12 protein-coding genes are annotated in these 22,145 nt (G+C 61.4%); 2 read left to right on the top strand and 10 right to left on the bottom strand.

Annotated elements, in window-relative coordinates; genetic code table 11:
- Window positions 1–140: 140 nt before the first annotated feature.
- Complete coding sequence (locus BM403_RS04630) at window positions 141–5,039, top strand: dermonecrotic toxin domain-containing protein (protein ID WP_093541796.1); 4,899 nt, start codon at window positions 141–143, stop codon at window positions 5,037–5,039.
- Between the two features lie 45 nt (window positions 5,040–5,084).
- Here BM403_RS04630 and BM403_RS04625 read toward each other — a convergent pair whose 3' ends face one another.
- Window positions 5,085–7,460: an efflux RND transporter permease subunit gene (locus BM403_RS04625; protein ID WP_012724670.1), complete on the bottom strand. Its 2,376-nt coding sequence runs from the start codon at window positions 7,458–7,460 to the stop codon at window positions 5,085–5,087.
- A gap of 16 nt (window positions 7,461–7,476) precedes the next feature.
- Window positions 7,477–8,517, bottom strand: a complete 1,041-nt coding sequence (locus BM403_RS04620) for a WD40/YVTN/BNR-like repeat-containing protein (RefSeq protein WP_080567199.1) — start codon at window positions 8,515–8,517, stop codon at window positions 7,477–7,479.
- A 306-nt stretch (window positions 8,518–8,823) separates the two neighbouring features.
- Here BM403_RS04620 and BM403_RS04615 point away from each other — a divergent pair, with 306 nt between their 5' ends.
- A complete protein-coding gene (locus BM403_RS04615) occupies window positions 8,824–9,939 on the top strand; it encodes a Gfo/Idh/MocA family protein (RefSeq protein ID WP_093541794.1) in 1,116 nt (371 codons plus the stop codon).
- A gap of 130 nt (window positions 9,940–10,069) precedes the next feature.
- Here the strand turns inward: BM403_RS04615 and BM403_RS04610 are convergent, their stop codons facing one another.
- The 8 genes from BM403_RS04610 to BM403_RS04575 all read right to left on the bottom strand — a co-directional run bounded on the left by BM403_RS04610 (window position 10,070) and on the right by BM403_RS04575 (window position 22,104).
- Window positions 10,070–11,773, bottom strand: a complete 1,704-nt coding sequence (locus BM403_RS04610) for an AMP-binding protein (protein WP_012724673.1) — start codon at window positions 11,771–11,773, stop codon at window positions 10,070–10,072.
- 31 nt (window positions 11,774–11,804) lie between these two features.
- Window positions 11,805–13,103 carry an acetyl-CoA C-acetyltransferase gene (locus BM403_RS04605; RefSeq protein ID WP_093541792.1) on the bottom strand — a complete coding sequence of 433 codons (1,299 nt, stop codon included), beginning with the start codon at window positions 13,101–13,103 and terminating at the stop codon, window positions 11,805–11,807.
- Window positions 13,100–13,990, bottom strand: a complete 891-nt coding sequence (locus tag BM403_RS04600) for a MaoC/PaaZ C-terminal domain-containing protein (RefSeq protein ID WP_093541790.1) — start codon at window positions 13,988–13,990, stop codon at window positions 13,100–13,102. Before BM403_RS04600 ends, BM403_RS04605 begins: the two co-directional genes overlap by 4 nt.
- A 3-nt stretch (window positions 13,991–13,993) precedes the next feature.
- Entirely contained in the window at window positions 13,994–15,337 is a 1,344-nt protein-coding gene (locus tag BM403_RS04595; protein ID WP_093541788.1) for a 3-oxoacyl-ACP reductase, read from the bottom strand.
- A gap of 109 nt (window positions 15,338–15,446) precedes the next feature.
- The gene (locus BM403_RS04590) at window positions 15,447–17,972 is read right to left on the bottom strand and encodes an acyl-CoA dehydrogenase (protein WP_093541786.1); all 2,526 of its coding nucleotides are present in this window, start codon (window positions 17,970–17,972) and stop codon (window positions 15,447–15,449) included.
- A gap of 194 nt (window positions 17,973–18,166) precedes the next feature.
- Window positions 18,167–19,621, bottom strand: a complete 1,455-nt coding sequence (locus tag BM403_RS04585; RefSeq protein ID WP_093541784.1) for an outer membrane protein transport protein — start codon at window positions 19,619–19,621, stop codon at window positions 18,167–18,169.
- Window positions 19,622–19,743: 122 nt separating this feature from the next.
- Window positions 19,744–20,238 (bottom strand): alkane oxidation protein activator PraB, encoded by a 495-nt coding sequence (gene praB, locus BM403_RS04580; RefSeq protein ID WP_012724679.1) that lies wholly within the window; start codon window positions 20,236–20,238, stop codon window positions 19,744–19,746.
- A gap of 411 nt (window positions 20,239–20,649) precedes the next feature.
- A complete protein-coding gene (locus tag BM403_RS04575; RefSeq protein ID WP_012724680.1) occupies window positions 20,650–22,104 on the bottom strand; it encodes an outer membrane protein transport protein in 1,455 nt (484 codons plus the stop codon).
- Between the last annotated feature and the right edge of the window lie 41 nt (window positions 22,105–22,145).

Below are 22,145 nucleotides of genomic sequence, written 5' to 3'. Positions count from 1 at the left end.
ACAGTCTTTCATCAGGTTCAAAGGGCTCATCATAGGCCAGTTTGCCGCCAAGGCCTAAGACCATAACGGGCTACCGCCTCGCGGCAACGCAACCCTTTACTTTGGGCTGGCGCGTCTTTATCCCCTGTAAAGGAATACCCATGACAGACCCGAACTCGTTCCCGCCTGCACACCCAACCCGACAAGTGGTTGAGGCTCAATTTCTCACGCGACCGACAGTGCGCTCCGTCACCACGCAGTTGCTGGCCCTCCACCTGGCGGAAAAATACCCTCCCCTGACGACTCCCCTCGATGACCTGCGGCTGGCCGTGCCCCGGGAGGGTGGCGGCCGGGCGCTGCTACCGCTGCTGGACGTGGCGCTCACCCATATGGCGGACGGCAGCTTTCCCGACGTGTCGCCACGCGGTGGCCTGGACAGCTACTTGAGCGACGCCACCGGCACTCGGCTCCGCTATGACGCCAATGGACCTCGCGACTATGATCTGGAGGTCATCGAAGCGGTCATCAGAGAGCTGCCACTGATTCTGTTCGTCAGCTTCCAAGACGCCTTGGCCAACTATTGGAGCCAGGACAGCGACGCCGGTGGCAGCCGCTGGAAGTGGCTGGCCGTGGTGCTGCAAGGCGCGCTGCTCGACTCAGCCATTCGCCAGGTGGGCGCCAACGCCAAGTACCTGAACGTCATCAGCGCATTGAACCGCTACCCTGACCGAAGCACACGCGCCCGCCAAGCCTGGCCCGATAACGCGGTCCACGCCTATACCCTGGAAACGCAGGTGACTCAGGCGGGCACTCAACTCGCCCGGCAAGCCTGCGACCTTTTGCTGGTCTGCCGCGAACACGTCTTGCTGTGTCGCCTGTCAGGGGAAGTCACGCCATTCCCCGACCTGGATGCCTTCGGCAAAGCATGGGGCGACGCCCTGCAACAGCGCTTCAGCGCCGACAAAATCACCTGGCAGCAATACGAACCCGATGGCGATATTTTCGAAGTCCAAGCCGGGCTGATACTGAACCAGCAGTTGGAAGATCTCGCGGCCCTCCAGCTTCCGGCGCGTTCCAGCGTAGAGGCGCTGGAGCAGTTGTTTGCGCGGGTCACTGATCCGGCACGGCTGCTCACCCAAGCATCCGCCCTGCCCCTGTCCGGCCTGCCGCGCCTCCAGGCAGCTCTTCCCGACTGGCTGAAAAACGCCAGCGCCGGTGACCGCATTGCCTACCGCCAATGCGTGCTTGAACAAGCCGGTATCCGGCGCCTGACACTCGGCGACTCAGACTTCGATGGCCTGGATACACTGCGCAGCTATGCAGCCCAGCATTTGGACCACCAACTGTGCCTGGACCGCGCCGGCGCCCTGCGCGGCCAGCGCACCTGCGATGCCGGCTCACTGTCCAGCGGGTACCGTGCCGACGACCTGGTGCTGACCTTTCACGTTGCAGTGGGCAGCCTTGAAGGCGGTTATGTCGAGCCGGTTTCCATGAGCCTGGTGGACCTGGCGCTGAAAAACCTCTCAGGGAAACCCAAAGGTCGCCTGACACTCAGCCATCGCACCGGCAGGGCGCTGGAAGCGTGGTTGACCGCCGACTATATCCTGAGGTTGATACAGCGTGTCGACATCGGCAAAAACTACCCTGAATACCTGCGCCAAGCATTGATGAGCGACACCGAGGCGGCGCAAAAACGCCGGCAGTTGTTTCAGCAGCAGCGGCCTGTGCACCTGAAAACCCAGGCACTAGAACACAAGATCAAGGCCGAAGCGGGCCTGACGCTGCGCGGGGTTCGTTGTGTGAATGCCGTGGTCAACCTGGACCCCGCTGAGCGCCAGGTCGACGGCGACGACATCGTCATCCGCCCGCTGGCGTTTGTGCGCAAACCCGGCGCTACGGCGGACGTGGTGCAAAACATGTTCATCATCGAGCCGCTTGATACCCGGCAGGGGCCGCACCTGCTTTATCGCCCAGCCTATCGCGATTCGCTGCAGGAGTTTGCCAGCCGCGAGCAACTGCTCGCCGCCATCGTGCAACCTGGCCCACTGCAGGACAGTATCCTGACGTGGCTGCCGGACCTCGCCAGGGCGATCTACAGCAACGGCGGCTTTACCCAGCCCCACTACGTACGTGTCGGCATCGGTTCGGATTTCGACAGCCTGCCCAGGGTGCCGGCGCCCGCACAGCTGGCCCAGGCGGATGACGAGACGGGCGACGAAATCCGTCAGGCCCTCGGCAATGGCACACTCATGGAGTACCTGTTTGGCAGTGAAACCCGGCAGCTGTTGGACCAGGCCGCACGTGAGTCAACGTCCAACAACGAAAGTCGCTGGGCATTGATTCTCGAAGGTATGCAGTTAGGGTTCAACACGCTGTTGATCGCCGTGCGCGGACCGCTCGCGGCCGTCGGTTGGCTGATGCAACTGGCGCAAGGCCTGCAGCACGACCTGCCGGCACTCGAGAGTGACGACCCCACCGCTCGGGAGCTGGCGTGGGTCGATCTGCTGCTCAACATCGGCATGCTGATGCTGCATCATGGGTTCCCCGGCACGCCCCACGAAAGCGCCGCGCTCGATGAGCAGCCCCTCATTCGCCAGCCCGTGCCCGGCCAGGGAGCGAGCCGGGCGCCGGTGGTTGAACGGGGCGCCGTCGGCCTGCCCGCCGAACCGCCGGGCGGCGGCCGCACGCTGCTGGACTTTGACCACTCCCTGGCCGGCGACGGCGCTTCGGCAAAACTGCTGAAAAAGCTGCGGGCGGTCAACGTCCCCTGGCCTGTGCCGGCGCCGGAGCCGATCCAAATCGGCCCACATCAGGGTTTGTACACTATCAACGGCCGATGGCATGCCTCGGTCGCGGCCCTGTTATTCAGGGTCAGTATTGTTCCGGGCTTCAACGAAGTCTTCATCATTCATCCAGAGAAAATAGACCATCCGGGCATCAAGCTTAAATCCGATGGCAAAGGCCACTGGTCCCTGGACCGTGGGATCAAGCTGATAGGCGGCGGCCCGAAGCGAATGGCGGCGTTGCGCGAGGAAAACCTGCGTAGAAAGGACCAACTGGTCGCACACATGTACGCACTCAACGCCGAAATGACGGAAGTGATGGCGCCGTTCCAGTCGTCAATCAGCCGAATATCACCGGCGCTTGAGGCCCTGAAAAAGCAACGTAAAACCGCGCAACTGGTGTGGAATCTGCTGCAAAAAGCCACTGAAGCACAACAGCCGGCCCTTGAAGCGCGCCACATGAAGGAGGCACTTAAGCACCGGGAACTGCGTACCGAGTTTCAGGTTCTGCTGCACAACCTGGAAGTGCAATTTGCCCAATCGCTGACCCCACGCCTGGAAATGGTCAAGCTTGGTCAGGAACTGGAAAGAGTCGGCGGCGCCAGCGTGCATGTGCATGACCGGGCGAAAATCCTCAAAACCATCTGGGACCAGCAATTGCTCATCAGTACCCTGCTCTTGGGCCGGTTGAACTCCATGCGTTTTTCCATCGCCGGTGAACCGATGGCAGAGATGGGGGGCAGAATGTTTATCGACCATTTGCTGGGCGACTCCACGATCTACGACGAATACATCAGCAACACCGTGGAGTCGGCGAACATCCGCCAACACATGGCCGAGGTGTCCGCGGCGATGGAAACCACCCTTGAACAACTGGAGCAAGACTCGTCGGCAGGCCGCGCACTGCGCCAGGAATGCCTGGCGCAGATCCAGTACCCGCAGAATTTTTTCTCCGACAACCTGAAACTCAATGCGCTGAACTATCTCGCCGCCGCCAGTGTGGCGACCGCCGATCGGCTGCTGCCACCCCAAGAAGACTTTTACCTCAATCGCCTTGAGCAGACCGACCTGATCCAAGCCCTGCAGTCTCACGTCGAAGTACGCAGCGGCGTCGAATTCACGCTGGCCGAGCAGCGTAATGTGTATGAGACCGTCCTCGAGCAGTACCGCCGCTATGAGGATGCCATTCGTGCCCTCAAGGCCCTCAACCCACGGCGTCTGCGCCCGGAGGCCGACCGCCTGCTGGAGGGGCTTGAATACGCCCAGGCGCTGGCGCAACGCGAGCTGGAGTCAGTGGTGCGCAAGCAGGAAGCGCTGGACGTCGAGCTGCCGTTGTCAAAAACCCTACGGCCCAAAAGTCCGGCCAAGCGAGTGTTCAAAACCAGGAAAAAGGCGTACCTCATCGGTGACTTCAAGCCGGCCGATACACCGGGTGCCGAGGAGCAGTTCACCCTCACCGATACGCTGACCGGCGAAACCATTGCTTCATTCAGCCCACATGCAGACGGCTGGGCAGCGAAGACCGATGCCCCCTCTTCTCCAACGAAACCCCAACCGCAGGCCCGCACGCTGGCCACGCTCAAAGGTCTGGCGCAGGACCTGACAGCGCAGCGCAAAGGCATTGAGCAGGTGATCAGCACAGACCAGCTGAAACTCGACGCCCAGCTCACCCGACAACAGGTCAACCCAGCAGACTGGGATGAACTGTTGACCCGGCACGCGAATAAATTCACGGCCCTGGCCGATGAACTGAAACGGGATCACCTTGCCGGCAAACCCGCGGTCCAGCGCCTGATCGATGAATACCTGGCGCAAGCCCGGGACATCACTCGGCTGGCGGAGCGCGTGTGCAGTGAGGCCTACAAGCGGCAATGGCCGACGCAGGAGAGCCTCAATTACTTGTGGGAACATCAACAGATCGATATCAACCTGACGAGCCGGGCGGACCCGGAACGTCCGACCCTCAGTGGCGACTTCTTCACCGAATACGCCGTGTACGACACAGCCAAAAAACCCGCGCAGGTGTTGTGGTACGCCCACTTCCATTACGCAACCGCCGACGCAGCCCCCAATCGCTACACCCGTGCGCACCTGAAACTGCCGGAGCAGCGCAAATACACGCAAAAGGACCTGCTTAAACAACACGTCCAAGACGCCTTGCGCCACCAGCAAGAACCCGGCGGCGTGCCGCTCAGCCGTATCATCTACGTCTTGATCACCCCACCCGTCGACAGCATTTTCCTGGCGATCGCGCCAGGACAGCGCGCAAGCCAGTGATACGGCCTCTCTGTGGTGAGGGCGTGAACACCCTCACCACAGGGCTCAGTGGGCAAACAACGAGTTGCCCTTCTGCCCTGCCAGCTTCTCGGGCTTGATCAGGAACCGCGCCAGCGCCGGCAGCAGCCACAGCGCGCCGAACATGTTCCACAGCAGCATGAACGTCAGCATCAGGCCCATGTCGGCCTGGAACTTGATGGCCGAGAAGATCCAGGTGCACACGCCGATTGCCAGGCACAGGCCGGTAAACAGCACGGCTTTACCGGTGGATTTGAGCGTCTGGTAATACGCCTCTTGCAGCGGCAAGCCAGCGCGCAGGAAGCTTTCCAGGCGGCTGTAGATGTAGATGCCGTAGTCGACGCCAATCCCCACGCCCAGGGCCACCACCGGCAAGGTCGCGACCTTGACACCGATGCCCATGAACGCCATCAGCGCGTTACCCAGCACCGAGGTCAGCACCAGCGGCAACACGATGCACAGGGTCGCCGCCCAGGAGCGGAAGGTGATCATGCACATGGTCGCCACGCACAGGTACACCAGGATCAGGATAGTCAGCTCCGACTCCTTGATCACCTCGTTGGTGGCGGCTTCGATCCCGGCGTTACCGGCGGCGAGGATGAATTCCAGGCCGTCCTTGTTGTTTTCCTTGGCGAAGTCCTGCACCGCATGCACGGCGCGGTCGAGGGTTTCGGCCTTGTGGTCGTTGAGGAACACCAGCACCGGCGCCAGCGAGCAATTGTTGTTGTACAAGCCATCGGCACGGGCGATGGAGTTGTTCAGCACATCCGGGTTGCGCGACAGGGTTTCCCATTTCAGGTTGCCCTCGTTCATGCCCTTGATCATCTGCTTGGACACGGTCACCAGCGAGATCGCCGATTGCACGCCTTCGGTGTTCTGCATCTTCCACATCAACTGATCGATGGGCGCCATGGCTTCATAGCGCGAGCAGCCTTCGGCCTTGGTCTTGACCATCACCACCAGCACGTCGGAACTGGTGGAATAGTTGCTGATGATGAAGTTGTTGTCTTTGTTGTAGCGCGAGTCCGGACGCAGTTCCGGCGCGCCCTGGTCGAGGTCGCCGATCTTCAGGTTCTGGCTGTACCAGAGGCCGCCGCCGAAGGCGACCAGCGCGAGCAGAATCGAGACCGGCGCCACTTTGGCACTGGCGAATTTCGACAGCAGGCGCCAGAACGGATGGTCGCGGTGTGCGTCCTTCTTGCTCCGGGCGATGGCGCGCTGGCTGATGCCGGCATAGGAAATCGCTACCGGCAGCAGGATCAGGTTGGTAAACACGATCACCGCGACACCGATGGACGCGCCGATGGCCAGTTCACGGATCACGCCGATGTCGATGATCAGCAGTGTGATGAAGCCCACCGCGTCGGCCAGGATCGCAATCATCCCCGGCAGGAACAGTTGCCGAAAGGTGCGCCGCGCAGCCGTCAGCGCGTTGTCCGCGTCGCTGGATTGCAGGGCGATACCGTTGATCTTTTGCACACCGTGGGAAATACCGATGGCGAAGATCAGGAACGGCACCAGCATCGAATACGGATCCAGGCCGAAACCGAAAAAGTGCATCAAGCCGAGTTGCCAGACCACCGCCACCAGCGTGGTGCTCAACACCGCGACCGTGCTGCGCAGGCAGTTGGTGAACCAAAGCAACAGGATCAAGGTAATGACGAATGCAACGCCGAAGAACAGCACCACCATCACCAGCCCATCAATCAAATCACCGACTTTCTTGGCGAAACCGACAATGTGGATCTTGACGTTGGGGTTCTGGGCTTCGAACTTGTCGCGGATCTTGTCTTCCAGTTCATGGGAAAACTTGCGGTAGTCCAAGGCCAGCAGCTTGCCCTGGTCCTGCGGGTCCGGGTAGGACTCCAGCAGCGGGATGTCGACGATGCTCGACTTGAAGTCGTTGGCCACCAGGCGCCCGACCTGGCCGGACTTGAGCACGTTGTTGCGCAGCTGGTCGAGGCTTTGTGGCGAGCCGTTGTAGCTCTGCGGGATCACTTCACCGCCGGCAAAGCCCTCTTCGGTGACTTCGGTCCAGCGCACGCTGGGGCTCCACAGCGACTTGAGGCCCGAGCGGTCGACGCCGGAGATGTAGAACACCTCATCGTTGATCTGGCGCAGGGTCTCCATGTACTCCTTCGTGAAAATGTCACCGTCCTTGGCTTCCACCGAGATCCGCACGGTGTTGCCCAGGTTCGCCAGGTCGTTGCGGTGCTCCATCATCTTTTCGATGAAGGGGTGCTTGAGGGGGATCATTTTTTCGAAGCTGGTGGACGGGCGAATCAACGTCGCCTGCCAGAACAGGAAGATACTCACCAGCAGGCAGATGACGATCACTGCCGGGCGGTTGTTGAAAATCAGGCGCTCAAGAAAGGTCGCTTTATCGTTGTGATGACTGCTCATTCTATCCCCGCCCTTCTTATTGTTTTGTCGGTTCAGCGCCGGTCGGCGTGGCAACACGCACACCGCCCTGCCCGGCCAGAATCAAGTTACCGTTGCCCGCCGCCGTCACGGACGACAGCGAGATACGGTCCGGGCGGTTGAACACGCTGAAGGTCACCCCATCGTCATGACTGACCACCACGCTGCCGCCGTTACCAACGACGACAAGGGAGCCATCCTCCAGCAAGGTCGCGCCCGACAAACCAAACTCGAGCGCTCCCCGCGCCGCGTTCAATTCGACGGGCTCCCAGGTGCTGCCGAAATCTGTGGAGCGGTACAGGTTGCCGCGCAAGCCATAAGCCAGCAGGGTTTGCGGCTGCGCCGTGCTGATCACACCAAACAGCGAGCCCTCGTAGGGGCCTTCGAGTTTTTCCCAGGTCTGGCCGTCGTCGCTGGAGCGGAACATGCTCCCTTGCTCGCCGACGATGAACAGGCCGGCGTCCTTGATGTGGGCGATGGCGTTGAGGTGGAACTGGTCTTCGTTGTCGAGGCGGTCGCTGACGTCTTGCCAGGTCTTGCCGCCGTCGGTGGTTTCGATCAGCGCACCGTAGGCGCCCACGGCCAGGCCGTGGTTGGCGTCGTTGAACCATACATCGAGTAAAGGGGCTTCGCGCTTGAGGTCCTGGTATTGCTGGGTCCAGGTGGCGCCGCCGTCGGAGCTGGCAAGGATTTGCGCATCGTGGCCGACCGCCCAGCCCTGTTTGTCATCGATAAAAAACACCGCCGTGAGCAGTTGCCGGGTGGGGACTTTGGCTTGGGTCCAGGTGCTGCCCTGGTCATCGGAATAGAGGATGTGCCCGCGGTCACCGACCGCCACCAGCCGCTTGCCCGCGTGGACGACGTCGATCATCAGGCCTTTGGCGGCCTTGGGGGATTCAATCGCAAACGCAGGCGTTGCGACGGTATCGCTGGCTGCCAGTGCCGGCGTGACTGACACGCCACCGACCAGCAACGAGAGCGCTGTGGCCAGCAACGCAACCCTGCGTGCGGCACGTGGGCGGCAAACAACCCAACCCATGACAGGCTCACTCATAGACCTTTCTCCCATTATTATTGTTATCGCCTGCCTTCCGGGGCCTTGAAACCTGCAATCTAGAGCGCCTGGAGGAAGCAGGGGCCATCCTATCGGGCTTTCGAATCGTCTGACAATCGGCGCTACGTTATCTTTTGTTAACTGAAGGCATTTGGCCGCATGGTGAATGTAGCTCTATTCGCCGAGGTGATCGTCGACGTATCAATGAATTTTTATTCTATCTATTGATATTTGGGAATTTTTATTCCATTAATACGCCTTCTGAAAACAATAATGCAAAGGACCACGACGATGCGTGAACTCGGAATCGGCTTGATCGGCACAGGCTTCATGGGCCGCGCCCATGCGCTGGCCTTCAATAACGCCCGCGCAGTGTTCGAGTTGCCGGTACACCTGAAGCTGGCCGCCCTGGCCGATGCCGACACCGAGCGCGCGCAGCGCTGCGCCACGGCCTGGGGATTCGCCCAGGCTCATGGCGATTGGCAAGCATTGATCAATGATCCCAGCGTCGAAGTGGTGGCCATCACCACCCCCAACCACCTGCACTACCCCATGGCGATGGCGGCGATTGCCGCGGGCAAGGCGGTGTACTGCGAAAAACCCCTCGCCGTGAGCCTGGAACAAGCCGACGCCATGCGCCGCGCCGCCAGTGCGGCCGGGGTGGTGACGCGGGTGGGCTACAACTACCAGCACAACCCGATGATCTCGCTGGCACGGCAGATGATTGTCGATGGCGACCTTGGCGACATCATCAGCTTCCAAGGTGAATTCAGCGAGGACTTCATGGCCGACCCGGCCTCGCCATGGTCGTGGCGTTGCGAAGTGGAACATGCCGGTGGCGCCTTGGCGGACCTGGGCAGTCATTTGTTGTCGATGGCGCGTTATCTGGTCGGTGATGTGGTGAGTGTGTGTGCCGATACGCAGACCGTTCACGCCCGGCGCCCGGCCGTCAAAGGCAGCGCCGAGCTGAAGTCGATTGCAGTGGATGATCAGGTGCACGCCCTGCTGCGTTTCGCCAACGGCGCACGTGGCACCGTGAGCAGTAGCTGGCTCAAGCAGGGCTACAAGAATCACCTGGGCTTTGAAATCAGCGGGACCAAAGGCACCCTGGCGTTCGATCAAGAGCGTTTGAACGAGTTGCGGGTGTGTCGCGAGGGTCAGGACGGCTTCCAGCGATTACTCGCCGGCCCTGCCCTTGCGGGTTATGCGGCCTTCAGCCCGGCGGCCGGGCATCAGTTGGGGTACAACGAACTGAAGACGCTGGAGGTGCAGGAGCTGATCATGGCCGTGGCCGGTCAGGGTGCGGAGGGTACGGACTTTGAAGCGGCGTGGGAGGTGGAGCGGCTGGCGACGGCGATTCGCGTGGCGGCCCGTGAAGAGCGCTGGGTCACCGTGAACGCGGTCTGAAACACAGTAAAGATCCCCTGTGGGAGGGGGCTTGCTCCCGATGGCGGAGTGTCAGCCTGTGTATTTCTAGCTGATGCACAGCCATCGGGGGCAAGCCCCCTCCCACATTTAGATCATCGACACGTTCGCGCTAGCGCAAGGCCCGACGCAGCACTTTGCCCACGGTGGTCTTGGGCAACTCGGTGGTGCGGAACTCCACATACTTCGGCATCTTGTAACCCGTCAGGTACTCCCGGCAATGCGCCAGGAGCTGCTCCTGGGTCAGGTTCGGGTCCTTGCGCACCACGATGATCTTGACCTTCTCCCCGGTCACGCCATCTTCCACCCCAATCGCCGCCACTTCTCCCACCCCAGGGTGCAACGCGACTACATCTTCGATTTCATTGGGGTACACGTTGAAGCCGGAGACCAGGATCATGTCCTTCTTACGGTCTACCAGGCGAATGTAACCGCGCGCGTCCATCACGCCGATATCACCGGTCGACAGCCACCCCTCGGCATCCAGCACTTCGGCGGTGGCCTCCGGGCGTTTCCAGTAGCCCTGCATCACCTGCGGCCCGCGCACTTGCAGTTCGCCCGGCTCGCCGATCTCGGCCAGCGCGCCGTCTTCGCGCAGAAAGCGTACCCAGGTCGAGGGTAATGGCACCCCGATGCTGCCGGTGAACTCCATCTCGCGCATGCGCGCAATGTTGATCGGGCTGATGCTCACCACCGGCGAACACTCGGTCAGGCCGTAGCCCTCGATGATCGGCAGTCCGGTGACTTCCTTCCAGCGTTTGGCCACCGCCGTGTGGGTGGCCATGCCGCCCGCAATCACCATGCGCAGGTCGGAAAAGTCCCGCGCGCAAAACGCCTTGTTCTCCAGCAAACCGTTGAACAAGGTGTTGACCCCGGCAATGCCGTTGAAGCGCTCCTTGCGCAGGATCATCTGCACCCGCTTCACGTCCCTCGGGTTGGCGATGAGGATATTGCGCCCGCCCAGGCACATGAACATCAGGCAATTCACCGTCAGGGAAAAGATGTGGTACAGCGGCAGCAAGGTGACGTTGGTTTCCTGTTTGTCCTGGTCCAGTTGATCCCCCACCCAGGCCTTGGCTTGCAACAGGTTGGCGATGATATTGCGGTGGCTGAGCATCACGCCCTTGGCATCGCCGGTGGTGCCGCCGGTGTATTGCAGGAAGGCCAGGTCGTCGAGGTGCATCTCCACCGGGAAGTGGTTGAGCGCCCGCCCCTGTTTCAACACCTGGTTGAAGCGCACCGAGCCACGCAGGTTGAACGCCGGCACCTGCTTTTGCACGCTGCGCAGGATGAAGTTCATCGCCGCGCCCTTGAAGGTGCCGAGCAAATCACCGATGGCGGCGATCACCACGCGTTTCACGCTGCTGCCGGTAATGACTTTTTCCAGGGTATGCGCGAAGTTTTCGAAGATCACCACGGTTTCGGCGCCGCTGTCCTTGAGCAAATGCTTGAGCTCATGGCCGGTGTACAGCGGGTTGACGTTGACCACCACCGCGCCGGCCAGGATCGTGCCCAGCAGGCAGATCGGGTACTGCAAGCAATTGGGCATCATCAGCGCGACGCGGTCGCCTTTCTTGACGCCCTGCCCTTGTAGCCAGGCGGCAAAGGCAATGCCTTGCACCTGCCAGTCGGCGTAGGTCATTTCGGTGCCGATGCTGACGTAGGCCACTCGCTCGCGAAACTTCTCCAGGTGTTCCAGGAACACCTCGCGCAGCGACGGGTAGTCTTCGATACCGGCCTCGATATCCGCCGGGACGCCGGGCAGGTAAGCGTTCAACCAGATCCGTTCGGTGTGTTCCAGGCTTACAGCGTTCATGGCAGTCTCCTTGTTGTTGTTTTTGATAGAGCTACTTTTCGACGATGGCGGTAATGCCCAGCCCGCCCGCCGCGCAGATGGAAATCAGGCCGCGCCCGCCCCCGTTCTCATGGATGAGCTTGGCCAGCGCCGCCAATTGCCGGCCACCGGTGGCGGCGAACGGGTGACCACAGCCGAGGGAGCCGCCGTTGACGTTCATTTTGGCGCGGTCGATGGCACCCAGCGGCGCGTCCAAGCCTAGACGGTCGCGGCAATAGTCGGCGTCTTCCCAGGCCTTGAGCGTGCACAGCACTTGGGCGGCGAAGGCTTCGTGGATCTCGAAGAAATCAAAGTCGTTGAAGCTCAGGCCTTCGCGCTTGAGCATGCGCGGCACCGCGTACGCCGGGGCCATCAGCAGGCCTTCGGTGCCGTCGACGAAATTCACGGCGGCGGTTTCGCCGGTACGCAGGTAGGCCAACACCGGCCAACCGTGCTCGGCCGCCCATTCCTCGCTGGCCAGCAACACCACCGAGGCGCCATCGGTCAGCGGCGTGGAATTGCCCGCGGTGAGCGTGCCGTTTTGCCGGTCGTAGGCCGGGGACAAGCCGGCGAGCTTCTCCAGGCTGGCGTCGGCGCGCAGGTTGTTGTCCTTCGCCAGGCCGCGATGGGGGCTGATCAGGTCATCGAAGAAACCGCGTTTATAGGCTGCATCCAGGCGCTGGTGGCTGGTGAGGGTCAATTCATCCTGGGCCAGGCGCTTGATCTGCCAGCGCTTGGCCATTTCTTCGCAGTGTTCGCCCATGGACAAGCCGGTACGTGGCTCGCCATTGCGCGGCAACAACGGCTTGAACAGCATCGACGGTCGGACCTTGAACAGCGCCTTCAGCTTGTCGCCCATGCCCTTGGCGCGGTTGGCCGCGAGCAAGGTGTGGCGCAGGGATTCGTTGATACCGATGGGCGCGTCGGAGGTGGTGTCGGCACCGCCGGCGATGCCGACCTCGATCTGGCCGAGGGCGATCTTGTTGGCCACCAACAAGGCCGCCTCCAGGCCGGTGCCGCAGGCTTGTTGCACGTCGTAGGCCGGCGTGTCCGGGGACAACGTGGTGGAGAGCAGCGACTCACGCGCCAGGTTGAAATCCCGCGAGTGCTTGATCACCGCCCCGGCGGCAAACTCACCCAGGCGTTGGCCGTGCAGGTTGTAGCGGTCGACCAGGCCCTGCAGGGCGGCGACCAGCAGGTCCTGGTTGCTGTCGTGGGCGTACACCGTGTTAGAACGGGCGAACGGGATACGGTTACCGCCGATGATCGCCACGCGGCGAACGGGGGCCGGGTTGAAGCTGTAGTCAGTCATTCCACGCTCTCTTTCCAGATGAACAGTCCACGCATATGGGGTTTGTCGCCGGCGAAATTGCGCACTTCGAATTCGCGGCGCGGGCCGGTCACCGGGTGACTCCACAGCGCAACCTGGCCCGGCAGGAAGATCGGCAGTTTGAAATCACAATGGGCCTCGGCCTGGTCCAACCCACCGGGCGGTTGCTGCGCGGCGAGTGCACGCCCCAGGGTCCACATGCCATGGGCGATGGCGCGGCGAAAGCCGAATATTTTTGCGCCGATCACCGACGTGTGAATCGGGTTGAAATCCCCCGACACCTTGGCAAAACGCCGGCCCAGGTCGGCGGGTAGCACCCAGCGTTGGGTGCGCAACAGCCCCTCTTCCTGCAACGGCAGCCCGTCATCCCACGGTTCGCCGACCGGGCCCTTGACGTCCCGGCGCAGGTACAGGCTGTCGCTTTCCCATACCAGTGTGTCGGCGCCGTAGGCACGGGTGGCGATGCTCAGCGCCTGGCCTTTGGGATGGGCGACCCAGCGCTCGCAGTACACCTCAAGCCGCAAGGCCTGGCCTGCATGCAGGCGCTGATGCTGACGAATGCGATTGGCCAGGTGCACCATGCCGCTGGCCGGGTACGGGAAGCTCGGTCGCGTCAGCAACATCAGGTGCAACGGGAACGCCAGCACGTGCGGGTAGGACAGCGGCACGCCCTGCTCGCGACGAAAGCCACAGGCGCGGCCATACGCCTCAATGCCAGCGGCGGACAACTGCGCTGCCGAGCGCACGAGACGTTCCTTGGGTAGCACCGGCGCACCGTCGAGCGTGGGTTTGCGCAGGGCACGCACGCCATCCAGCAGCAAGCGCGTGCGGGATGGCGGCGGGTCGATGATCTGCGTTATGTAGTCCATGGCTCAGGCTCCCAGCAAGCTTTGGCCGCACACGCGTACGACCTGGCCGTTGACCCCGCCCGACGCGGGGTGCGCCAGCCAGGCGATGGTCTCGGCGACGTCGACGGGCTGCCCGCCCTGGGACATCGAGTTCATGCGCCGCCCCGCTTCGCGGATCATCAGCGGGATTTTCGCGGTCATCTGGGTCTCGATAAACCCGGGCGCCACCGCATTCACGGTGACGTGCTGCGTCGCCGCTTGCGGTGCCAGGCCCTGCACCAGGCCGATCACACCGGCTTTGGAGGTGGCGTAATTGCTTTGCCCAAGGTTACCGGCGATGCCGGAAATCGACGAGACACACACGATGCGCCCGCCGGGGTTCAAGCCCTGGCTGTCCAGCAACGCATGACTGAGCTGCAACGGCGCCTCTAAGTTCACGGCCAACACACTGCGCCAGGCATCCTCGGTCATCTTCGCGATGGTTTTGTCCCGGGTGATCCCGGCGTTGTGCACCACCACATCGAAGGCGCCGTATTGGCTGACGTGGGCCTGCAACAGCGAGGCCGCGTCGGTGGCGGTAATGTCCAGCGGCAGTGCCGAACCGCCGACACTGTCCGCCGCCTGTTGCAGCGACGCCTGGGCCTGGGGCACGTCCACGCACACCACATGGGCGCCGTCCCGCGCCAACACCTGGGCAATCGCCAGGCCGATGCCACGGGAGGCGCCGGTGACCAGCGCGCGACGGCCGGCGAAGGGTTTGTCCCAATTGACGCTGACGTGGCCGTCCACCGGTTTTTCCAGGCGTATCACCTGCCCTGAGATATACGCCGAGCGACGCGACAGGAAGAACCGCAGGCTGCTGTCCAGCGCGTCTTCGGCGCCGGGTGCGACGTAGATCAACTGTACGGTGATCGCCCGACGCAGCTCCTTGGCCAGCGAACGCACCAAGCCTTCAAGGGCGCGCTGGGCGATGGCCTGGGGCAGGTCCTGGCACTGTTCCGGCGCGGTGCCGAGCACCACCACGCGGCCATGCTGGCCAATGCGCTTAGCGTTGGCGTGGAAGAACCCGTACAACGCGTCCAGTTGCTGCAGATCCGCCACGGCGCTGGCGTCAAACACTGCGCCCTGCACCTTGACCGTGGACGGCGCCTTGAGCGTGGCCGGGGTGGCGGTGACCGTGTCGGTGGCCGCGAACACCCGCTGCACTTCGGCAACCAGGCGCCCTGCCCCGGCGACGATCACCGGGTTGGCCAGGCCGTGCTGGCCGCTGCGATGGCGTTGCAGCGGCAACGGTTGCGGCAAGCCGATGGCCTGGGCCAGGCGACGGCCCCAGGGGGAATTGACGAAAGAAAGGTAACTGTCACTCATAGATAGATCCACTCACAACACATACTGGCCGTGTAAACCCGGTCTGCGTGGGAGGGGCTTGCCCCCGATAGCGGTGGTTCAGCCCCCTCTCACATCGATTGGGTTTTTCCTAGTTGACCGAGGCGTTTTCGCTTTGGCTGTTGCGGCGTTTGGGGGCTGGTTCCAACGCGTGCTTGCGTTGCTGCAAGGCCTCCAGCAACCCGAAGTCCTGCGGGAAGTCGTCCACCTGGATACCGTGATCGGCGTATTCCACATAGCGCCCCAGCAGGGTGTCTTCTTCGTCGCTGATCAGGTCCAGCGCCCGCGCCTTGACGCGCCAGACCGTGAAGGCCGTGGCGGAAATCGGCATCGGTTCGATCAGGCCTTGTTTGACGGCGGACTTGAGACGGGCCTCGATCAATTCGACTTGCGGCAACAAGCGGAAACCCAGTTCGCCGTAGGCCAGCTTGTCGATTTCCGGGCGTGGGACGTAGGAATTGGCCAGCAAACGGTCGCGGGTGTCGCCCGGTGTCTGCACCACGTCGGCCACTTGGGCCAGCAGGCGGTCCGAGGGTTTGCGCAGCGGTATGCCGAACGGGAACGTCAACGCTCTGATGACCACGGCGGCGGCTTTCGAGGGGTAGTTATCGAGCACTTCGGCCAGCGCTTCATGGGCGCGCAACAACGCGTCCTGGGCCGACCAGTGCACCAGCGGCAGATCCGCCTGAGGCCGGTCGTCATCCTCAAAGCGCTTGAGCACGCAGGACACGATGTACAGCTGCGACAGAATATCCCCCAGGCGCCCGGTGATACTTTCCTTACGCTTGAGGGCACCGCCGAGCACGCCCATGGAAATGTCCGAAATCAGCGCGAGCACGACCGACAGACGATTGACTTGGCGGTAGTAGGACGCCAGTGCCGGGTCAGTCTTGGCCGGCGCGGAAAGCAGCCGCCCGCCGGTCAGCGCATGCACCGCCGCGCGCACGGTGTTAGCCAGCACGAAACTCACATGGCCGAACATGGCCCGGTCGAAGTCTTCCAGGGCCTTGCGCCGGTCCGGGTTACGCGCCGCTTCCATCTCGCTGAACACATAGGGATGGCAACGGATCAGCCCCTGGCCAAAGATGATCAGGCAGCGCGTCATGATGTTCGCGCCTTCCACGGTGATGGCGATGGGGCTTTGCTGGTAAGCGCGCGCGAGGAAGTTGTTCGGGCCCATGCAGATGCCCTTGCCGGCGACGATGTCCATGCCGTCATTGACGATCATCCGCGCGCGCTCGGTGACGTGGTACTTGGCGATGGCTGAGATCACCGAGGGTTTCTCACCGGCATCCAGGGACGCCACCGAGACTTTGCGCACCGCATCGCAGGCATACAGGTGCCCGGCCATGCGCGCCAGGGGCGCCTGCACGCCTTCGAACTTACCGATGGGCAAGCCGAACTGTTTGCGCATCGCCGCATAGGCCGTCGTACCACGCACCGCGACCTTGCCCAGGCCGACGTTGGAGGATGGCAGGGAAATCGCCCGGCCGGCCGCCAGGCATTCCATCAACATGCGCCAGCCGTTGCCGATTTGCTCACGGCCGCCGATCACCCACTCCAGCGGAATGAAGACATCCTTGCCGGTGGTAGGACCGTTCTGGAACACCGCATTCAACGGCCAATGCCGACGGCCGCTGTTGACGCCAGGGTGGGACGTCGGGATCAACGCACAGGTGATCCCCAGCGAGCCGGGCTGGCCGAGCAAACCGTCCGGGTCTTCGGCGCGGAACGCCAGGCCGAGCACCGTGGCAATCGGGCCCAGGGTGATGTAGCGCTTGTCCCAGGTCACACGGAAACCCAGCACTTCCTCGCCTTCATGCAGGCCTTTGCAGACGATGCCCAGGTCGGGGATCGCGCCGGCATCCGAGCCGGCATACGGGCTGGTCAGCGCAAAGCACGGGATGTCCTCACCCCGCGCCAGGCGCGGCAAGTAGTAATTGCGCTGGGCATCGGTGCCGTAATGCAAGAGCAATTCAGCCGGCCCCAGGGAATTGGGCACCATCACCGAAATCGCTGCCGCCGAGCAGCGCGTCGACAGCTTCATGATCACTTGCGAGTGCGCATAGTGAGAGAAACCTTTGCCGCCGTACTGCTTGGGAATGATCATGCCGAGGAACCCGGCATCCTTGGTGTACTGCCAGCCTTCGGGAGACATGTCCTGCCAGACCTGGGTGGTTTCCCAGTCGTTGGCGATGTCGCACAGGGTTTCCACTTCGTTGTCGAGGAAGGCTTGCTCTTCCGCGCTCAGGCTGGCGGGAGCCGCCTGCAGCAGGCGCTGCCAATTGGGCTTGCCACTGAACAGCTCGGCGTCCCACCACACGGTGCCGGACTCGATGGCCGCGCGCTCGGTGTCAGACATGGCCGGCATGATCGTACGAAACAGGCCCAGGGCCCTGCTGGTCAGCACGCTGCGGCGCAGGGGTTTGATTGTCATCAGCAACGCGGGCAACACCACCAGGATCGCCGCAACGGCGGTGCCGACACCCGCCACCACGTTGAACAGGTAACCCGCCGCCAGCCAGAGAAGGCCCGCGCCCAACCAGAGGGTGGCGACAGCTTGTCGATACGCCAGGGCAATCGCGATTGCGACGCCCACCAATAACCAGATAACCATGGGGATACCTCTATTCGATTCAGGGTATGGCCTACGTGCAACAGGTCGGATGAACTGCGGCGTAACGCCACACTACAAAATTCGAAAACTATATTCAAATTTTGTTTTGAAATTATTATTTAATGCGCAGCCAAAAAAAACGACCGGACCGGTCGCTAGGTCAATCACGCCGAAAAGAAGTCCCCCCTGAAACCTCAGAACGCGTAGGTGGCCGAAAGGCTGACGACATCGCCGGACGAGGCAGCCTTGCCATCCAGGCTCGCAGCCCCCAGCCGATCGACGTTCTTGGTCTTCAACTTGACCTCTTGGACGAACTGGTGGGAATAGGCAGCATCCAGCGTCAACCCGTTGATGGCTTTGACCTCATACCCCGCTCCGAGCGACAAGAATGTGCGATCACCATCGGGGATCCGAGGGTCACGGGTCGAGTTGCGGGTCGGTGTCTGGTCAATCGCCACACCGGCACGCAAGGTCAGCTCATCGGTCGCACGCCAGTCTCCACCGACGGAGTACATCCAGGTGTTTTTGTAATGGTAGGGAATCGAGACAATCGTCATGTCGCCGGATTTGAGCGTCAGGTCTTCGAACGACGACCACTGCGTCCAGACCACACTCGCGCCCAGGGTGAATCGATCATTGAACCGGTGCACCCAGTCAACGCCCGCCGTGGCAGGAATATCCAATTGAGTACTGGCGTGGGCACCGTCCGGAAACAGCTCAAGCCCCGGATACGCCGTGCCCACCAACGTACCGCTACCGCCAAACGGGCTGGGTTGTGTCAGGAGGTTGTAGGAAAACTGGTCAGCACGGATGGAGTACTTGCCGGTCATCTTGTTCTTGATCCTGGCGTGGTAGTTCAGGCCCAGCGTGTCTTTTCCCGTGGGTTTCCAGACGACGCCGGTAAACCAGCCGGCTGAGATATTGTCGACCTTGATGCGCATCAGGGCGCCACCGACGTCCGACGGGAACGGTGTACCGCCCAGTTCGGAATCGGACACCGCTGCCGCTGACAACAGGTCGACGTTCTGGCTGACAAAACCTTTACTGTGCTGAATGATCACGCCGCCACCGAGCGCGAACTGATCGTTGAGCTTGAACGACAAGGACCCCGTCAACCCCACGGTTTCAATTTTGGTATCCACGGCAAAGCCGCGCAGTTTGGAGTCTTCATCCCAGGTGGAACGCATGCCTTGGGGGACGACCTGGCTCAAACCGAAGGCGAATCGATCCCCCAGCGGCATTACCATAAACCCCGTGGGTAACCAGGCCGTGAATCCACCTTGTCCACCCTCATTGTTGTTGGCTGTGGTCGCCGAGCCGTCGGGAAAGCCGTCGCCGCCCAACGGCGTGCTGAAAATCGGATTGCCTGCATAATCAAAGGCGGCGCCTTTGTACTGGATCTTGACGCGTGCGTAGTCGACCGTGAATTGCGCAATGCTGCGGTCCACAAAGGCCATGGCCGCGGGGTTGTTGAACGCCGAACTCGGATCGTTCTTGAACAGCGAGCCGCCAGCGAACGCTCGCCCCCAACCGGGAGCCCCATACGTCGGCGTGGAAAAACCGCCAGCCTGCACAGGCACTGCGGTCGTCAGCCCGCCCATCAACGCCAGTCCCAGGAAAACCTGTAGCTGTCGTTTCTTATCATTCATACCCCACTCCTTACTGCTCTCTCACTCAACCGCCCGAGCCCTATCGTCGACGAGCGCCTCGTTGAGGCGCCCGTCTTTCAGCGGGCGATCAGCCCTTGGTTTCAGTCGCTATCCAGGAACAATCAGGGAACAACGGTGAATGCCGGAGTAGGCTTGACGCTCAGGCTCACCACCGTGCAGTTGCCTGCCAGGGACTGATTGGAAGCCGTCAACACGCCACCGCTGTAGTTGGCGGTGATGGTGGAAGCGCCACAATTGGAGACGGGGTAGAGAATCGAACCGGCGATGGTGTACCCGACATTCGACACTGAGCCGACTGCGGCACCATTAGCCGTCAATGTCCAAGGCAGGCCAGTGATCTTGGGCAGGTCGCAAAGACCACCGCCGGTGATGGCAACGCCGGTGATTTTCGCGACACCGGAGGCGTCGACGTTACCGGTGAAGGTAGCCCCACAGTTGACGGGGGCCTGGTAGGAGGACGGCGATTTCACCGAGATCGTGCCTGGCGCGGTGAAGTTGGTGTTGATGGGCGTGATGCTGTACGCATTGGCCATGGAAGCGGCACCCATGCAAACAACCAGGGCAGACAACGACACAAGAGATTTCAAGTTCATCATTGCTATTCCTTACATAGAAAGGCGAGTTATTCGCCAGGGGTAATGGCCATATTCAAAAAGCTCTGCGCAAACAACAGCCCTCTTGATACAGCCAAATCATCAAATCAGTGCTCGACCCATAGCGCTCTTCCCTGAAAACTAATGCTGTTCGGGTAGAGAAACTTTGTTGCAACTGAACATAAGCTGAAATAGGAATAATCTGAGCGATGAGTAGTACCAAACCGCGCAACTAAGTGCGCAGCTGATATGTTCTTAAATACGCAGGAGAGTTGCCCAACAGCAATTAATTTCGCAGACGGGCCAAGTAGGAGATATGAACGGGCTACGTAAGCATCCCGTTAAAGCGAAGCATTGAGGATAAAAGCGCCACGCTGTGCTTGGCGCTTTTATCCTCAATGTGGGGGCACTGACTTAGAACGCGTAGGTAGCCGATACAGAGACAACATCACCTGAAGATTCGGCCTTGCCATTCAGGCTTGCCCCCCCCAGGCGATCAACGTTTTGGGTCTTGAGCTTGACCTCTTGCACAAACTGGTGGGAATAGGCCAAGTCAACACTCAACCCCTTGATTGCTTTCACGTCGTAGCCGGCCCCCAACGACAGGAATGTACGGTCGCCATCCGGGATTCGCGGGTCGCGAGTCGAATTGCGTGTAGGGGTCTGATCAAGGGCGACACCTGCACGCAGGGTCAGCTCATCGGTAACACGATAGTCACCCCCGAGGGAGTACATCCAGGTGTTCTTGTAGTTGTAGGGAATGGACACAATTGTGGTGCCGCCGGACTCAAGCGTCAGGTCCTTGAACGAGGACCACTCAGTCCAGGTTACGCTGGCTCCCAGGGTGAAACGATCGTTGAACTGGTGTACCCAGTCCAGACCCGCCGTGGCAGGAATGTCCAACTGGACTTTGGCATGAGCGCCGTCCGGCGCCAGCTCCAACCCTGGGTAAGCGGTATTCACCAATGTACCGCTACCGCCAAACGGGCTCGGTTGGGTCATCAGGTTGTAGGAAAACTGATCGGCGTAGATATTGTATTTGCCGGTCATCTTGTTCTTGATCTTGGCGTGGTAATTCAAGCCAAGCGTATCTCGTTCTGTGGGCTTCCAGACGACGCCGGTAAACCAGCCAGCCGAAACATTGTCAACTTTGACACGCATCAGCGCACTGCCGACATCCGATGGGAAATTGATGCCGCCCAGCACCGAATCGGACACTGCGGCGGCAGACAACAAGTCGATGTTCTGGCTGACGAATCCCTTGCTGTGCTGCACGATCACGCCACCACCGATGGAGAATTGATCATTCACTTTGAAAGACAGTGACCCGGTCAACCCCACGGTCTCGATTTTGGTGTCCACTGCAAAGTCGCGCAGTTTCGAGTCCTGATTCCAAGTGGAGCGCATGCCCTGGGGCACAACTTGGCTCAAGCCGAACGCGAAGCGATCTCCCAGGGGCATGACCATGAAACCGGTAGGCAACCAGGCCGTAAACCCGCCTTGTCCACCATCGTTGTTATTGACCGTGGTCGCCGCCACATCAGGAAAACCATTAGCATCCAATGGCGTATTGGAAATGGGGTTGCCCGCATAATCAGAGGCATCGCCCTTGTACTTGATCTTGATGCGCGCGTAGTCGACCGTAAATTGCGCGACGTTGTGTTCCACAAAGGCCATGGCCGCCGGGTTGTTGTACGCCGAGCTCGGGTCGTTCTTGAACAGTGACCCACCGGCGAATGCCCGCCCCCAGCCCGGCGCCCCGTAGGTCGGTGTTGAAAAACCGCCGGCCTGTACGGGCGCGGTCGCCAAAGCCCCGCCAATCAACGCCAGCCCCAGCAAAACCTGCACATGTTGTTTCTTATTATTCATGCGGCACTCCTTATTGTTATCTCTCTGAGCCAGCCCTGCCG

The sequence above is a fragment of the Pseudomonas sp. OV546 genome, from assembly GCF_900116845.1.
Classification (GTDB): domain Bacteria; phylum Pseudomonadota; class Gammaproteobacteria; order Pseudomonadales; family Pseudomonadaceae; genus Aquipseudomonas; species Aquipseudomonas petroselini.
Note: the sequence above shows the minus strand (reverse complement) of the source record. Positions and strands in the feature narration are given on the sequence as shown.

Bases quoted from the DNA above. Each gene is read 5' to 3' on its own strand.
- BM403_RS04630 (WP_093541796.1), top strand. From the start codon at position 141: ATGACAGACCCGAACTCGTTCCCGCCTGCACACCCAACCCGACAAGTG.
- BM403_RS04625 (WP_012724670.1), bottom strand. From the start codon at position 7,460: ATGAGCAGTCATCACAACGATAAAGCGACCTTTCTTGAGCGCCTGATT.
- BM403_RS04620 (WP_080567199.1), bottom strand. From the start codon at position 8,517: ATGGGTTGGGTTGTTTGCCGCCCACGTGCCGCACGCAGGGTTGCGTTG.
- BM403_RS04615 (WP_093541794.1), top strand. From the start codon at position 8,824: ATGCGTGAACTCGGAATCGGCTTGATCGGCACAGGCTTCATGGGCCGC.
- BM403_RS04610 (WP_012724673.1), bottom strand. From the start codon at position 11,773: ATGAACGCTGTAAGCCTGGAACACACCGAACGGATCTGGTTGAACGCT.
- BM403_RS04605 (WP_093541792.1), bottom strand. From the start codon at position 13,103: ATGACTGACTACAGCTTCAACCCGGCCCCCGTTCGCCGCGTGGCGATC.
- BM403_RS04600 (WP_093541790.1), bottom strand. From the start codon at position 13,990: ATGGACTACATAACGCAGATCATCGACCCGCCGCCATCCCGCACGCGC.
- BM403_RS04595 (WP_093541788.1), bottom strand. From the start codon at position 15,337: ATGAGTGACAGTTACCTTTCTTTCGTCAATTCCCCCTGGGGCCGTCGC.
- BM403_RS04590 (WP_093541786.1), bottom strand. From the start codon at position 17,972: ATGGTTATCTGGTTATTGGTGGGCGTCGCAATCGCGATTGCCCTGGCG.
- BM403_RS04585 (WP_093541784.1), bottom strand. From the start codon at position 19,621: ATGAATGATAAGAAACGACAGCTACAGGTTTTCCTGGGACTGGCGTTG.
- praB (WP_012724679.1), bottom strand. From the start codon at position 20,238: ATGATGAACTTGAAATCTCTTGTGTCGTTGTCTGCCCTGGTTGTTTGC.
- BM403_RS04575 (WP_012724680.1), bottom strand. From the start codon at position 22,104: ATGAATAATAAGAAACAACATGTGCAGGTTTTGCTGGGGCTGGCGTTG.